The sequence below is a fragment of the Mucilaginibacter sp. SMC90 genome, from assembly GCF_022811725.1.
In the GTDB taxonomy this organism is placed as follows: Bacteria; Bacteroidota; Bacteroidia; order Sphingobacteriales; family Sphingobacteriaceae; genus Mucilaginibacter.
Genome location: NZ_CP094527.1, coordinates 4,422,451 through 4,438,284 on the forward strand (window position 1 = coordinate 4,422,451; position 15,834 = coordinate 4,438,284).

General features: G+C 43.2%; 13 protein-coding genes. 6 read left to right on the forward strand and 7 right to left on the reverse strand.

Going from position 1 to position 15,834, the window contains the following annotated elements; genetic code table 11:
• Nucleotides 1-19: 19 nt before the first annotated feature.
• Genes MTO98_RS18760 through MTO98_RS18775 form a run of 4 tightly spaced genes read right to left on the reverse strand, consistent with a single transcriptional unit; the run spans nt 20 to nt 4,573 of the window.
• On the reverse strand, nt 20-778 hold the full coding sequence (locus MTO98_RS18760; protein ID WP_243480415.1) for a ThuA domain-containing protein: 759 nt from the start codon (nt 776-778) through the stop codon (nt 20-22).
• 24 nt (nt 779-802) lie between these two features.
• Nucleotides 803-1,561 carry a ThuA domain-containing protein gene (locus tag MTO98_RS18765; RefSeq protein ID WP_243480416.1) on the reverse strand — a complete coding sequence of 253 codons (759 nt, stop codon included), beginning with the start codon at nt 1,559-1,561 and terminating at the stop codon, nt 803-805.
• 3 nt (nt 1,562-1,564) lie between these two features.
• Nucleotides 1,565-2,698, reverse strand: coding sequence for a redoxin family protein (locus MTO98_RS18770; RefSeq protein WP_243480417.1), 1,134 nt, complete (start codon nt 2,696-2,698; stop codon nt 1,565-1,567).
• A gap of 21 nt (nt 2,699-2,719) precedes the next feature.
• Entirely contained in the window at nt 2,720-4,573 is a 1,854-nt protein-coding gene (locus MTO98_RS18775; protein WP_243480418.1) for a glycoside hydrolase family 9 protein, read from the reverse strand.
• A gap of 389 nt (nt 4,574-4,962) precedes the next feature.
• Between MTO98_RS18775 and MTO98_RS18780 the strand changes: the two genes are divergently transcribed.
• From MTO98_RS18780 to MTO98_RS18805, 6 genes are read left to right on the forward strand one after another with little or no spacing between them, the layout of a single operon-like run.
• Nucleotides 4,963-5,400, forward strand: coding sequence for a PTS sugar transporter subunit IIA (locus MTO98_RS18780; protein ID WP_243480419.1), 438 nt, complete (start codon nt 4,963-4,965; stop codon nt 5,398-5,400).
• Complete coding sequence (locus tag MTO98_RS18785; protein WP_243480420.1) at nt 5,393-5,863, forward strand: PTS sugar transporter subunit IIB; 471 nt, start codon at nt 5,393-5,395, stop codon at nt 5,861-5,863. The genes MTO98_RS18780 and MTO98_RS18785 overlap by 8 nt, the downstream gene beginning before the upstream one ends.
• Nucleotides 5,864-5,905: 42 nt before the next feature.
• On the forward strand, nt 5,906-7,489 hold the full coding sequence (locus tag MTO98_RS18790) for a PTS system mannose/fructose/sorbose family transporter subunit IID (protein WP_243480421.1): 1,584 nt from the start codon (nt 5,906-5,908) through the stop codon (nt 7,487-7,489).
• 12 nt (nt 7,490-7,501) lie between these two features.
• Entirely contained in the window at nt 7,502-9,214 is a 1,713-nt protein-coding gene (ptsP, locus tag MTO98_RS18795; protein ID WP_243480422.1) for a phosphoenolpyruvate--protein phosphotransferase, read from the forward strand.
• Nucleotides 9,211-9,477 carry an HPr family phosphocarrier protein gene (locus MTO98_RS18800; protein ID WP_243480423.1) on the forward strand — a complete coding sequence of 89 codons (267 nt, stop codon included), beginning with the start codon at nt 9,211-9,213 and terminating at the stop codon, nt 9,475-9,477. The genes ptsP and MTO98_RS18800 overlap by 4 nt, the downstream gene beginning before the upstream one ends.
• A gap of 9 nt (nt 9,478-9,486) precedes the next feature.
• The gene (locus MTO98_RS18805) at nt 9,487-10,245 is read left to right on the forward strand and encodes a 6-phosphogluconolactonase (RefSeq protein WP_243480424.1); all 759 of its coding nucleotides are present in this window, start codon (nt 9,487-9,489) and stop codon (nt 10,243-10,245) included.
• A gap of 77 nt (nt 10,246-10,322) precedes the next feature.
• On the opposite strand, the gene MTO98_RS18810 is transcribed toward MTO98_RS18805, so the two are convergent.
• The 3 genes from MTO98_RS18810 to MTO98_RS18820 are packed head-to-tail and all read right to left on the reverse strand — an operon-like array spanning nt 10,323 to nt 15,772.
• Nucleotides 10,323-11,471 (reverse strand): glycoside hydrolase family 18 protein, encoded by a 1,149-nt coding sequence (locus MTO98_RS18810; protein WP_243480425.1) that lies wholly within the window; start codon nt 11,469-11,471, stop codon nt 10,323-10,325.
• Nucleotides 11,472-11,494: 23 nt separating this feature from the next.
• A complete protein-coding gene (locus MTO98_RS18815; protein ID WP_243480426.1) occupies nt 11,495-12,754 on the reverse strand; it encodes a DUF5009 domain-containing protein in 1,260 nt (419 codons plus the stop codon).
• A 21-nt stretch (nt 12,755-12,775) separates the two neighbouring features.
• Nucleotides 12,776-15,772, reverse strand: coding sequence for a glycosyl hydrolase family 28-related protein (locus MTO98_RS18820; RefSeq protein ID WP_243480427.1), 2,997 nt, complete (start codon nt 15,770-15,772; stop codon nt 12,776-12,778).
• Nucleotides 15,773-15,834 lie beyond the last annotated feature (62 nt).

Genomic DNA, 15,834 nt, shown 5'->3' on the forward strand with positions numbered 1-15,834 from the left:
AATCAGATTAGTTTTTAACTTATTTTCCGGCAGCCCAAAAAATAGCATTGCTAAAAAGCGTGGTATAATCCTTACTGTCAAAAAGCAATGGAGAGTGCCCCATAAAAATATAAACGTTGCGGGCTTTTTTTGCGGGGTTAGTCCACACTACGGGATGGTCGCCCATTGTAATGCCATCTTTAGGTTCATAAGTTGATTCGTCTACAGATGCCAGCACATGTACGTTAGGACGCGGATCTTTGTCATAAGTGTACCATTCTTCCTTCTGAACCAGGAAAGACGGCGACACGCCTTTCATTACCGGATGTTTTTTATCCTCCACATTAACCGTTCCTTTAGCAAAGGTTGCTATGTAACTTTTAAAACGAATCTCTCCCATATAATTCCAAAACCAATTCCACATGGGGTAACCATCAAACTCGCCCAACAGGGTTGCATGGTGAAAACCTATCCAGCCGCCTTTACCTTCATCAATATACTTTTCAAATGCTTTTACTGCTTTTTCTTTCCATGCATAAGGCGGGTAGTCCAACTGAATAAACAACTGATAATTAGATAAAAAAGCACTGTCAATTAAATCAGTAGTTTGAATATAATCTATAGAAAAATTATTATTCGCTGCCAGCTTATCCAGCCACACTTTAGCTGCTTTTGAATAATCAATATGATGACCGCCGTTTTCATACAGGGCTATCACCTTAAAACGCGGTACCTTTTGGGCCCATGCGCTTACAATTGTTAACAGGCAAAAACTTAAGATAAATGCTATTCTTTTCATATAAATTGTTTACAGGTTGATGATTTATTTTGATCCCGCCCAAAGAATCGCATCCCTGAGCAGCTTTATATAACTTGGGTTGGCAAATACCGAGGGATCATGTCCAACACCGATATAGATCATGCGGCGGTATTTTTCATTAGTCCAGATGATGGGATGATCGCCCATTGGCTTATTTTGCTTATAGCTTGATTCATCGGCGGTAGCAAGTACGCGAACATTGGGCCGTGGACTTTTATTGAATTCGTACCATTCGTCGGAGATTTCAAATTGAGCAGGTAAGTTTTTAGTGGCCGGATGTTTCCTATCTTCAACTACAACCGTTCCTTTTTGATAAGCAGGATGCGGTGAATATATCACTCCCCCCATAAAATCTTCAAACCATTGCCAGTATTTGGTGTCTTTAGCTAAGAACTCCCTCCCTGTTAACCCTGCGCCATGGATGCCAACCCAGCCCTTCCCCTGCTCTGCAAACTTCTGTAAAGCAGCCTGCTGACGGTATGAGATATCAAAGGGAGCTAATTGCAACATCACAAAAACCTCATATTTCTTAAGATTTTCATCATTGATCTTGCTTGAATCATCGGTGTAATCAACTTCAAAATGATTATCCCTTCCCAGTTTTTCGAAAAACGGCTTAGCGGCAGTCATCATTTTGATATGATCGTCTGACCGGGAAATCACAACTAATGCCCTGAATTTGTATTGCTGGGCAAAGGCGCTATTTACCAATAGCAAGGTAATCGAGGTAACAACAAGATATCTCAGCTTATTCACCAGCATTGCTTATTTATAGATCCTGCCCATCATTGGATTATTCCAGATCACCTTTTTAACTTCTTCAATGTCAATGGCCCCCTGATGGCTGTACACTACCTTCCCATCAGGATCAACCAGCATGGTATAAGGCAAAGCACCATCCCACTTAGGGTCAACGACCTCTATCATTTTGTATTTATCATCACCTGTGTAGATGTAGTTAGTACCTGATGATTGCTTTCGCTGAAGAAACTTCAGCGCTTTATCCTTATTAGCCGGATCATCGGCGCTGATACTTACAAATTCAAGCCCCCTGTCGCGATACAACCTGTTCAGTGTAACAAGGTCGTCAAATTCGGCAACACAAGGGCCACACCAGGTTGCCCAAAGATTGATCATCCTTAACCTGTCCGAATGATTTTTTACTACGGTTGCAATTCCGGCAGCACTGATGGTATCCAGCTTCACCGGCTCTTTAGCCCATTGAACTTGCGCTTTATCTATCCAATCTTTTTTCTCAGCCCATTTAACCGAGCAGCCAAAGGTTTTGGTAACAGGCACAGTTATTTCTTTGCCTGCCAGCACCGCGTCAATAGCATTACGCGCATCCTGCGATTTTGGAGTTTTGGCAGGATTTTCCATATCATCAATCCGGCCATTATACCGCAGTTTCCTGTCTTTATCAAAAACAAAAATATGAGGCGTAGCAACGGGACCATATTTAATAGAAGCTACTTCCGTTTCGCCGTCATACAGGTACGGAAAATTAAATCCTTTGTCTTTAGCACGTGTTTTCATTTCTTCAAATGAATCACCTAAATCACTGTATCCCAATTCATCATAACGTAAGGAAGCAGGATTATTGGGATTAATAGCAACAACGCCAACGCCCTTAGCTGCGTAATCGCTGGTCAGCTTGATCACCCTGTCCTCATAGGCCTGCGATGTGGGGCAATGGTTACACATAAAAACCACAACCAACACTTTGGCATTTTTAAAAGATTGCAGCGTATAAGTTTTACCATCGATGCCCGGCAGACTAAACTCGGGTGCCTGTGCCCCTGTTGCCAGCGTTTTATGCTCATCGGCAGCAAAGCAAAATACCGGGCCGCACAACAATAGCGCAAGAATTAAACTTATGTTGATCTTCAACTTATTCATAACAGGTATAATGGTTTATAATTAATCGCTTGTTGAAACCGCTAACAGGTACCAGGCTGTATGCGGCAGCCACTGTTCGGCCCAGCGCCAATCCGAATCTTTACCTGATACTGCGTAGGGAATATTAAAATCAATATCATCCTCGTTATCAAAACCGGATGTAATACCATTTACAATACCACCCGGCGCGTTGGTATATTCGAATGTGCCAAAAAAGCCATAAACCGGATTATTATGACCTGTACCCTGCAACATGCTTGCATCAAATGGGTTCAGCCCTAAAATCCAGTTTAACTGATCTATCGCGAAGCCGGAAAGCTGATCATGAAAAGCTTTATCGTCCTTAAACAAGTTTGCGGCCATCCGCGCGGCCGTAGCTACCGAACCAAGCCTCGCGTTCTCTCCCTGCCACCATGGCGAAGCATCGCTGCCGTGAGGGAAAAAGAAAGCACTGTGGCGATTACCCAATGTGTCCTGCACCAGCTCGCGGCTGTAACCAAAGGGATTGTTTACCTCATGTGTAATAGCCAACTCAAACTCCATTGATTTCCTTACAGCTGATTTGATCTTAGTTTGCAAATTGGCAGAAGCATAAGGATAATAATACAGCAGGCTAACAACCGGCAAACCTCCGTCCGAAGGATGAAAAAAAGGCCGGTCCTTATCATCGGCACGCCAAAAGTTTTGATATGTTTTCCAAGAGGTTAGGCGGTTTAACAGGTTATTAGCTCGTCTTTCGGCCGCCGTTTTATAAGCTTCTTTATGAGTAACCTTGTACAATTCGTTGGCAGCACTTAAGGCACAATAATCATCAAGGATATTTTCCTTTTTGTCATAATCCATTTGCGGGTTTTCCTTCTCTAAAAAAGCAAAAGCGTTTTCAGCGGCTTTGAGGTAATCAGCATTACTGAATTCGCCTGAAGTTTGAAAGGCCGAAGCCATGGCCAATGCAGCAATGGAAATGCCTGCGCCTGAACGATAGCTGGCCTGGTAGCTGCGCCAGTTTTTACCGGTGGTGGTTTTGGTAAAAGATTGGTCTTTGGTTTGCTTTATCCGGTAATTACCTTCATCGGCCTGGATCACCCTGTCTTTGGGTAATTTACCGGGCCCTGGTGACGAAACCGACCGATAAAAGGAGCCATTTTTTGCCTGCATCCTTACTAGGTAATCAGCACCGTACATAGCCTCGTCCAAAATCCGCCGGTTAAACTGCCTGAAATCAGTTCCTGAACGGGCACTTAACAGTTCATAAGTTTTAAACAGGCTGAAAGCTGTTAACGAGATCTGTTGCGGATTAAAATAATTGGAGAATGATAGGTGCGAAAGGTGCTTACCATAATCGCCGGTTGCATCGTACCAACCGCCGTGCGCGTCAACCGTATCTGTTGTACCCGATAATACCAAATGATGATCGGCTTTATCTAACAGACCAGAACTTCGTTGTCCTTTAAAGTAATAAACCACATCGGATATAGTTGCTTTTTCAAGCACATTTTTGCCTATGATAAAAGGATAAGATGAAATGATACCTTTTAAAGAGTTGAATTGAACCTTATAAGTGCCCGGCTTTGTAAACTCAGTAAAATCAAGTGTCCAGAACTCAAAATGTTTCCACTTATTTACCGGGCCGCTGTAGGTAATTTGCCCGGTAAATACCGTATTGCCATTATCAGCATCAATAAGGTTGAAAGAAGTTAAAGCAAGATGGTTATCTGCTATTACGACAGCGCGTTTAGCCTTGCTATCCTCATAACCAACATGGTTGGTCACTACTTTAATACTTTGTGCCTGTGCAATAAATGGCAGCCCGGCTAAAAGCAGGCAGCATTTTTTGCATGTAGCCAAAAGAATATCGATATACTTTTTCAGGTTCATATATAAAGTTAAGGAATTATAAAATGGCTGTAAGGAAAGCGCTTTGCATCCTGATCCAAATCTAAACGATAAAATCCCTGATGGTTATTTTTGTGCCACTACATTAACACTACCATTGGTAAAGCCCTCAATTTGTTACAGATAACCAAGTCAAAGGCGTTAAACCGGTAGCCGCAAATCATTTTTCTTCAGTTTCTAAACTTATGGCCCGGGGTTAAAGACTCAGCATCAATTTATCAATACTACAATAGTAGTGGTGTTGTAGTGCCTTCAAAATAGCAATTGAATAAAGTTTGACCGATAATTGCAAAAGATTAATTTTCATACATTATATAAACCAGTTATGAAATGCCGCGCCTCCAAACGCGGATAAAAAACCTTACTTACTGATGGAGAATACCGGAGGCACAAGAAAATTTTTGATAGCAACGCATGGCAAACTTGCCGGCGGTATAAAATCGTCGCTTGGTATAATTACCGGCGCAACAGATAGCATTTTTTTGATCGAAGCTTATGTTGACGATAACCGCTCTTTAGAACATGATATCAGGGGCATACTTGATCAAATTAGTGATAATGACGAATTGATTGTTTTTTCGGACATCATGGGAGGCAGCGTTACCAATCAAATATTGCAATACGCACTACAGCCCAATGTGCATGTGGTTTCGGGCTTTAATCTTCCCCTGGTAATAGAAATTATATTAGCAGATGCCGGCACCCCGGCAGAAGAGGTGATCGCCGAAGCTATTGAAAATGCTAAACAACAAATGGTATACGTAAATAAACTTCTGACCGCTCAAAACCAGGACGAGGAAAATGATTAAACTAACCCGCATAGATGACAGGCTTGTACACGGGCAAGTAGCCTTTACATGGACGCCTGCGCTTGGCGTTGATTGCCTCTTAATTGCCAACGACAAAGTAGCTAAGGACGAATTTATGAAGATGACCCTTAGCCTCGCGAAACCTGCCGGCACCAAACTCCTGATCAAAGCAGTAAAAGAAGCGGCAGCTTTTTTGAACGATGAAAAAAGTAAAAACGCCAGGGTTTTGGTGTTGATCAACAACGTAAAGGATGCGGCTGCGCTGGCGGCCGAAGTAGCGGAGATAAAAACTATAAACTTTGGCGGCTTACGCTCAAAGGAAGGTTCAAAGCTGATATCTAAGGCTGTCGCTGTTAACGATGACGACGTCGTCATCATTCGCGATATGCTGGCCAAAGGCATTGAGCTCGAGGTACGGCAGGTACCCACAGATAATAAACAACTTATTGAAAGCCTGATTTAAATAAACAGGGCTAATACACTTACAAACAACAACTTAATTAACTTGTCAGTATCATACTTACTCATCGCGCTGATAGCGATGTTTGGACATTCGGAAGATTTCTTGGGCACTACCCTGTTCAGCCGTCCTCTTGTGCTCGGGCCGCTGGTTGGGCTGGTGCTTGGCGACGTAACCCAGGGTGTAATTATCGGTGCTACGCTTGAGCTCATATTTATGGGCAATATCAAAGTTGGTGCAGCCATTCCTCCGGATGTCATCACGGGTGGTGTATTGGGTACCGCCTTCGCTATCATCTCGGGCAAAGGGCCTGCAATTGCGCTGGCCATTGCTGTGCCGGTTTCTATACTGGCCGAAATGGCCATCAGCGGTTTGTTTGTATTGCGGGCCATGCTTAATAAGAAGTTTAACCAATATGCCGAAGATGGTGATTTTAAAGGCATTCAGCGCCTGCATATTGTTTCTGGGTTATTAAGGCCTGTGCTGATGGGCATTATCATTATGCTGGCGCTACAATTAGGCGCAGGCACCATGAAATCATTTTTGGATATGATACCGGCATGGGTACAAACGGGCCTGCAGGTTGCAGGCAATATGCTCCCGGCATTAGGTTTTGCCCTGCTCATGAACCTGATGTTCAACAAAAACATGGCACCATATTTTTTCCTGGGCTTTATGCTGGCGGCTTACCTGAAATTACCGGTAATAGCTATTGGCGGCCTGGGTGTTATTATTGCATTATTGGTAACCCAGGTAGCCCCTAAACCAGTTACCGACGACGAAGACTTTGGCGCAGACGATGAACCCGCCGAGCCGGTAAAAGTCAATTCAGAGCTAAGTAAACGAGATATCCGTTTGCTATTTTTTCGTTCACTGGCGTTGGAGGCTAATTTCAATTTTGAAACCTGGCAAAATACCGGGTTCGCTTTTTCTATTATCCCTGTTTTGAAAAAACTTTACCATACCAAAGAGAAAATGGCTGCCGCGTTAAAAAGACATTTACAGTTTTTTAATACCAGCCCTTATGGCTCAACATTGGTAATGGGAATCACAGCTGCCATGGAAGAACAAAACAGCAATGACGAGGATTTCGACGAAGAATCTATCAACTCGGTAAAACTGGGACTGATGGGTCCGCTGGCCGGTGTATTTGATTCGCTTTTTTGGGGAACCTTTAAAGTGATCGCTGCCGGTGTTGGAACTTCTCTGGCTATAAAAGGCAATATCCTGGGGCCATTATTATTCCTGCTGATATTCAATGTACCGCACCTGCTGCTACGTTATAAACTAACTTTTGTTGGTTATAATGCCGGCACACGCTTTCTGCAAAATCTTGCAAAAAACAATGTGATGGACAGGCTAACAAAAGGTGCCTCTATTTTAGGGTTAATGGTTGTCGGCGCTATGCCTGCAACGCTTATGAGTATCACTACGCCTCTTCAAATTGGCACAGAAAAATCGGCGGTAAGCGTTCAAAGCGTTTTGGACCAGGTAGTTCCGGCTATGATACCGCTGGGTCTTACCTTTTTAGTGTATTATTTTGTTAAAAAGAATATTAAAACCACATACCTGTTATTAGGCCTGCTGTTGCTTGGTTTTGCAGGAAGTATTATCCATCTGTTTGCATAAAGAAAGATATAAATGAAGGGAATTGGAGTTTCACCGGGCATTGCTATAGGCAGGGCATTTGTTATAAAAAAGAATGCACCCGCCACTAACGGCATTGTTTTAAAAAACCAGGTGGAGATAGTAGCAGAAATAGAACGCTTTGACATTTCGGTTGTTAATGCGCTTGCCGAGATAGATGCCATCAAGAACAGCTCGCAACTGATGTTAAATGATGATGACATTGCCATACTGGAAACTCAGGTAGAGCTTATCAACGACCCGCAGATACGTGAGGACGTAATAGCAAAGATTGAAGCCGAGAGAAAAACAGCCAATGACGCCATGATAGAAGTTACGGCTAGCATTGTTACCCTGTTTGAAAGTATGGACGATGAGTACATGCGTGCGCGCTCAGCAGATTTTCAGGATATAGGTAACCGCATCCTCAAATATATTAATCGTACAGGCGATACCAGCAACCGCTCGTTTGAACCGGATACCATTGTTATTGCGGATGACCTCACCCCTTCTGATACGATCACATTAGATCTTAACCTTGTCACCGGATTTGCAACACAGGCGGGCAGCCGTACTTCGCATGCGGCTATTATAGCCAAATCAAAAGGGCTGCCTGCCGTTGTAGCCTGCGGCGATGAGTTAATGACTATCAATCATAACGATTTTATCATTTTAGACGGCCTCAGCGGCTCGGTTTATGTTAACCCCGGCGAGGATATTATCAGCCGTTACTCCGATAAATCTGCTTTCTTCAGGCAGCAAGCCGAGGTATTAAAAATGGTAAAGGATAAGCCAGCTATTACTGCCGATGGTAAACAGGTGAAACTGTTGGCCAATATTTCTGGTGCCGACGATCTGACCATGGTACATGACAACGGAGGCGAAGGTATTGGCCTTTTCCGCACCGAAATGTTGTTTATGGACCGCGATACTTTCCCGGATGAAGAGGAACAATTTGAGTTTTATAAAAAAGCAGTATTACAGGCAAAAGGAAAGCCGGTAATTATACGAACGATTGACATAGGAGGAGATAAACACCTGTCATACTTTAACTTACCAACCGAACTTAATCCTTTTCTTGGCTATCGTGCAATCCGCATCTCGCTCGACCAAGAAGGGTTATTTATGGTTCAGCTGAAAGCAATTTTAAGGGCATCCATCTTCGGAACGGTGAGCATCATGTTCCCTATGATCTCGAACGTAAAAGAGATCCGCGATGCAAAGCTTATACTCAATAAAGCAAAAAAAGCGTTGCTTGAAGCCGGTGTTGCTTTTAGCAATGATGTAAAGATCGGGATCATGGTCGAGATTCCATCAGCCGCCGTTACAGCAGATATCCTGGCTAAGGAAGTGGATTTTTTTAGTATCGGAACAAACGACCTTTGCCAGTATACCCTGGCTGTAGACAGAATGAATGAAAAAATCACCCACCTGTATGACCCATTTAATCCAGGTGTATTACGCCTCATCCTCAACGTTATTGAGCAAGGCCGGGCGCATAACGTTCACGTTGGCATGTGCGGCGAAATAGCGTCCGATCCATTAGCCACCTTATTGCTGTTAGGCATGGGACTGGAAGAGTTTTCCATGAGTGCAGCCTCTATCCCTGCAATAAAAAGCATTATCATTAATAACAGCGAAGCAAAAGCTAAAGAAATATGCCAGCAAGTAATGGCTATGGATAGCTCAGAAAATATTATTGCCTATTTAAAAACAATACCCCAATGATAACCAAAGATTATATCATCACATCAGCCCAAGGAATGCATGCCCGGCCGGCAACGCAGCTTGTAAAACTGGTAAAAGGCTTCAAATCGGCCACAAGCTTAAAAAAAGGCGACAAAACCGTTAAACTGAACAGCTTGTTAAACATCCTTTCGCTAAGTATCAAGGGCGGCGAAACCATTTCGGTAATTATGGATGGCGAGGATGAGGTAACTGCTGCAGTTGTTATCGATGATTTTTTCACCAAACAGCTTAAAGAATTATAAAACGCATACATGAAAGTAACTATAACCAAAAGCGAACAGGAATTCGATATAACAGCGGCATGGCGCATTATAGCGCAGATGCTTGAAAAAAAGACATCTGTAATTGGCCTTTCAACCGGGCAAACTACCATTGGCATGCACCGCATCGTTTCGGAAATTTATGCTAAATACCCGTTTGATGTATCCAATATAACTTTATTCAACGTAGATGAGCTTACCAATCTGGAACGTGAATATGCCGGCAGCTGTTATACCATGATCCTGAACCAGATTGCCGGTCCGCTTGGCATCCCCGAAGAAAACTTTATTATGCCGCCTACCCTGTCTGATGATTTTGTGGCAGAGAGCATCCTGTTTGAAAAACGCCTTGCCGAACGCGGCGGGGCCGACCTGCAAATGCTGGGTATAGGAAGCAACGGACATATTGGTATCAATCAGCCCGGGACCCCTTTTGAAAGTGAAACGTGGGTATCGCCAATGGACCCTGATTTTGAAGCTCGTGTACGAAGAGAAACTCAGGTTCCGCCCGAAGTTGAACTCGGTGGTTTAACTCGCGGCGTTAAAAACATCATGCATACCCGCAAACTGATCCTGATTGCAAAAGGTAGTCACAAAGCCGAAATTGTTAAACAAGCCATCCTTGGCCCTGTAACCACTGATATCCCGGCATCGGTAGTACAACTGCATCCCAACTGCGAAGTTTTGCTGGATGCTGATGCCGGAGCACTCATAGCAGATTACGCTAAACAACGCGGCTATACCTGGTAATTTATTATAACCTAAACTTACAGAAACAGGCCGTCTGATTACCAGGCGGCCTGTTCTGTTATTATTTTAATGCATGTTTAATTTAAATGACTGTTGGCGGCATCAAGCAGATATTCTTTTTTGTCATCAACGTATTCCCAGAACATTACCCCAGCCATGCCATTCTTTTTCACATACTGGCATTTCTTTTTAATTGACCATTCGTCGTCGAATGATAGAAATTGGCGGGTAGTGGAGTTATATAAATACGGTGCTTTAGCACTCCTGTCGCGGTAATACTTAAAAGCTTTATTGGTAAGCAGGCTGTCTTTTATAAATGTATACCCTCCGCCCTTCATCCTTTCCAGGTTGCGTGAACCCAATCCGGTTTTAGTACTGTCAGATACCCTTGTTGAGCGGCTGTAAAAGCCCATGCCTAAAACAAGCTTATTGCGGGGTACACCGGCTTCAATAAACACCCGTGTTCCATTATCTGAGTTGTTTTCCGTTTTCAGATATTTCGATGCATAAAGGCCGGTATGATGCACAGCCACTTCGGCACCATAATCATAGGTCATGAGGTTGATATAATCAAGACATGCGCCAACCTTATCCATTTCTGTATTCTGTACAAAATGCCTGAAAGCTCCCACTGCGGCGGTGAGCAGCAACTTTTTCCCGGTTTCTTTTTCAAGGCTATTTAACTGGCCTCTCAACTCTGTGAACAGGCGGGTATAGTTTTCCTTATCCTCCGGGCGATGGATATTACCTGCACCCGTTTCATTGGGATATTCCCAGTCTATGTCAATACCATCCATTTTGAATTTACGCACCAATTCGACAGCGCTGGCAGCAAAAGCTTTGCGCGAAGTATCGGTAAGCGCCATGTCCGAAAAGTTTTTGCTCCAAAGCCAGCCGCCTATCGAGATTAAAACTTTCAGGTCCGGTTTCTTCTTTTTTAACCCCACCAGGTACCTGAAGTTGATGGTATCTGTTCGGGGATGAGTTAAAAAAGCCCTGTTGCCAATTACATTCACGAATGCATAATTGATGTGCGTAAGCTTATCGGGATGAACCATATTGGTATCTATCAAACCGCGAAAACCGCTTACATACCCTATTATAACATGCTTTTTAGCCCTGTTTTTCTGAGCATGAACAGGAAAAGCAAAAAGTATCAGACAAAGAAGGGCCATCAGCCTGGCTTTGTATTGCCCTGGCTGCAATAAGGATAGTATTGTTGTCATTAGAATTTAGGTATGTATAATATTTAAATTTTCAGGCGTAATCTTTTCTTTTCAAGTACTCCAACAAATAAAATGATGATGATTGCTGTCAGGAATGAACGGAGCAGTCCGGGAAATCCATTATTGATGATCCTTGGGTAATTAATGTGAAGCAACTCCAGCAAAAATACCTGAAAGTATGGGATCAGGTAACAGGTCAGCGTACTGGTGCCTGCAGGTTTGATCCAGTTGAAGATGCTTATTTTGCCCTTTACGTCAACCACATATATCAGCAATAAAAACGCCAATGTAGTAATGCCCGAACAAATGAGCACCCACGCCGGTGTTGAACGAATTTTGGAAATACCTTCGGTATAAGGCCTTAAAGCAAAACCTGCTACCAGCAACAAAACACCAATGATGGCCAATGTGGCCCAAATGCGTTGCGTTTTACCCTGCTGTACCAACTTGGCGTAGATTCCCGATATCACTACCCCGCCCATGGTTAAAGTCATGGTTGATGCATCGTGAATTACCCATAACGGTTTCAGAAAGATAATTGCGTTACCCAACGAACTGCCGGTAACATCGTCTCCGGCAATGGATACCATCGCTTCATCGCGCATTATTTTTATCTTAAATACAGAATGAGCTATTATATTAATAACAACCAGTACTACCCAAGCAACAATAAGGCTGTTCAGCTTGCCTTTAACCACGAAAAATATCAGGGCGCAAACTAAGTAGGCCCAGCCTATCAATCCCAATATTCCCCACCATGATGGCTCCATTCCTCTTACTTCACCATCTTCGCCACCTTTATAAACTATAGCCATGGCTGCCAGCATAGCAATTCCCAATATCTGCAACAGATATTTTCTGGCCTTTGCCATTGTTTCGGGATAATCAAGCCAGATGAGAAAAAATGCCGTCGTAATTACGATGGCCCATACAGCCCTCGGAAGTATCGCTGCCGATGAATTATATTCTTCAAGGTTTACATGATAAAAGCCCATAATGAGCAATGCAACGCTCCGTATCAGAATGTAAAATAGAACCTGCTTTGCGCTATCGCCTTTTTTGATCCGATTATTGATGGCGAATGGCAACGACAGCCCAACAATGAATAAAAATGCCGGAAAAATAGTATCGGCAAAACCCATCCTGTCCTCAAAACCTTTTGCATGGTCTATCCATTCGGGAATGTGCTTTACACCGCTGGCATCATTCACAAATATCATCAGCAGCATGGTAATGGCACGCAATACATCAATAGATAACAGGCGCCTAGGCAATTGTTGCATATATTTTTGTTTAGGGGTATTTTATCTGACTTTTACGGAAAACAATGAGTTATGGCTTGTAATATATAAAGTATTATTATCAGCGCCACCAAAGGCTAATCCAGTTGGCCGTTCGGGCACTTTGATCATATTGATCTGCTTACCGGTACTGTCATAAACATAAATTTGTCCATCGGCTATAAAAACGTTTCCTTTATCATCTGTAGCGGAAGCAAATTCTCCCCTTTCGGCAAAATACTTTAAATCAGAAAGATAACCATCTTTACTTACAGTTGTGCTCACGGTACGCTTATCATATTCATCGCTGGTGTACAAAGGCTTGCCAGGGTATGCAGCCGCCAATGCAGTTGACCGTGCCAGATCATACACCACCGGAATAATGGTAACTCCATCCAGCGCCACAAAACATTCCGTAGGCTTATTTACGGTGACTGTATTGAAATCATGATAATCGCGCCAGCGATGCGCCGGATACAACGCTTTATAAACCGGGTTCACCTGCCCCATCGGTATACTTTTCAGTTTCTGTATAGTTTCATCCGGGTTTTTAGGGTCAACACTGTAGGCCCAGCTCGCAAAACCCGAATTACCCCATCCGCTAAAAGATGTGCCGGCAGCATCAGCTGGGTTGTCAAACTTTTCGGGCTTACCATTTACAAGATGTCCTGGCTTCGGTACATATTTAAAAACAACCAGCAAGTTATCGTTTTTATCGTAGGCCAGCGATAATGGCTCCCACGGGTAATCTGCCAGTAAACTGATCTGCTTGTCGGTAGCCGACCACTTATAAATCCGTTTCATCCGTTGCTCACTGAAATAAATATTGCCCTTGCTATCGGCACACACAGCCGATGCAAATTCAAAACCCGTAGCCAGTTTATTAATCGTACCTGCTTGTTGTTCAACCACGTTGGTTTTATCGTCAATAAAAAGTCGTGCAAATTCCCATGGCCTTATTTCAGTAGCAGTATTAATGTCATATAGCGGCAAATTTGTGGTATATTTTATCTGGCTGTAATTATGAACATTCAGCAACTCAATATTTTTACCGCCCCATTTCCTGATAGAATAGGGCGCCGGTTTATTAACCCTGATCACCCTGAACATATAAAGGTTTGCAAAAACCATATCGCTTGAATTTTCCAGCTCCATCGGCTGGCATTCAGTACTTTCACGGCTTTCTTCTTCTAATTGCAAAGCATATACCTTCCAATTGGCAACATTGTTAAAACGTACCTCGTTGCGCACATGGTGCTCTATCGACATAGCATAAATACGACCGGGAGTTGTTGTATTGGAAATATAAGTACCGGCCGTAGCATAAGTGTTGGCACTCCAGATATCCTTAAATGTACCGCCACCGCCATCTGTTATCCAAAGGCTCCAATACTGTGTATCCCATGATGGATCTATACCATTTTGCGCCCGGTTATAAGCACCACCCCCTGCCGTATTTTTGGGAGTTCCAACTCGTTGCATACCGCCGTGACCGCCAACAAATTTCACGTCATTCATATATGAACCGGTCCCGGCCATCCACTTACAGGCCACAGCCCGCGGATTATCGGCATTGGTACTAAGACCAATACCGCTTAAAATATTATTACCACCTTTTGATGATTCCAATAAAGGTACCGGGCTACCGAAACCACCAAAGGCAGGCGTATTATCAGCAATTAAAAATTGGGTAGCTATAGGGTTTAACCCGATCAACTTAGTGGATGGCTTCAGTTTAACTGTTTGACTAACCAGGTACCACCCCTGCGGCACGTATATGGTTTCGTACTTATCAATAGCAGCTTGTATTGCCTGGGTATCATCTGTAGTGCCATCACCTTTTGCGCCAAGAGCTTTAAGATTAGCCCAGGTATTGATAGCCGGAAAATCCGGAATATCTTTTTTGGCAGCCGCGGGCATTACAGCTAAAGGCTCCTGTACGTTAGTGGTTTTATATTGCGGATCGGCGTTAAGGCCATCCATTTGAAGACCATAAGTGAAGTTTTTTACACGGTATATATTTCCCGCTCCCGGTGTTGTTTTACCACTGCGGCGATAACTGGCCAACACAGGCACATTTCGGCAAACCACGTTGCGAAGATTGATCTGGTTAAAAGCATTATCCTCGTTGCTGATAATAATGGCCGGGCCGCTTATGCCGTCAAAACGGCAATCTTCCATAAATAATTTTTCGTGATAGTTGGGATTGATGCTGATTACGGTAGGCACGTTCTTAACGTTCATCCGCACAATGGTTAGTCCAGCCTCCTGGGTACGGATAGCGGCTTCACGTTGCCCTTCAAAATAGGTATCAACCATCATAAATTGCCAGCCAGGTGATGGCTTGGTTGTATAAATACCATATTGGCCCCCAAAAAAGCGCACATCTTCCATTTCATTCCCTACATCAAACATACCGGCCAAACCCTTGCCTATATTTACGTCAACATGGGCTATAAAACTATGCTGGGCAAAATGTGTGCGCATGGCTACGGCGTAAGGATTACCATCCTCTATTTTGAGATTAATATTTGATATCGAGCTGTAAAAAGTTGATGCTCCCGCATCGTGTACCTCATCGCCGGGTTTGGAAAGGTTACTTACAAACCAAAACATGTATTTGGCGTGTCCTTTATCATTTTCATCAGCAATTTGAAAACCGGGCGAGTTTTTAGCCAGGATAATTTGCGGTCTGTTTTTACCGTAACCTATTAATCTTACGGCAGTAGGTACAAATATGGTTTTTGAGATAAGATACTTTCCTTCGGGAATAAAAAGTACGCCGAAATTATGTTCAGTTTTTACTTTGGCAATAGCAGCTTGCAACTCGTCAGATACATCGGTTTTACCATCTGTCTTGATGTTAAAATTTTCGGGGGTAAAATAAACAGCATCCGAATCCTGCAAACGGGCCTGATATACAGACTTCCCTCCACCATCGTTCTTCACTGAAATACTACTGCCGAAACAGAAAGTTTGGATAAAAATAAATGTGGTAATTAAAAGAATTCCTTTTTTCACTTTAGGTATTAATAATAGTTTAAATATTGCCAGTATCAAATCCGGTGTATAATACATCACGA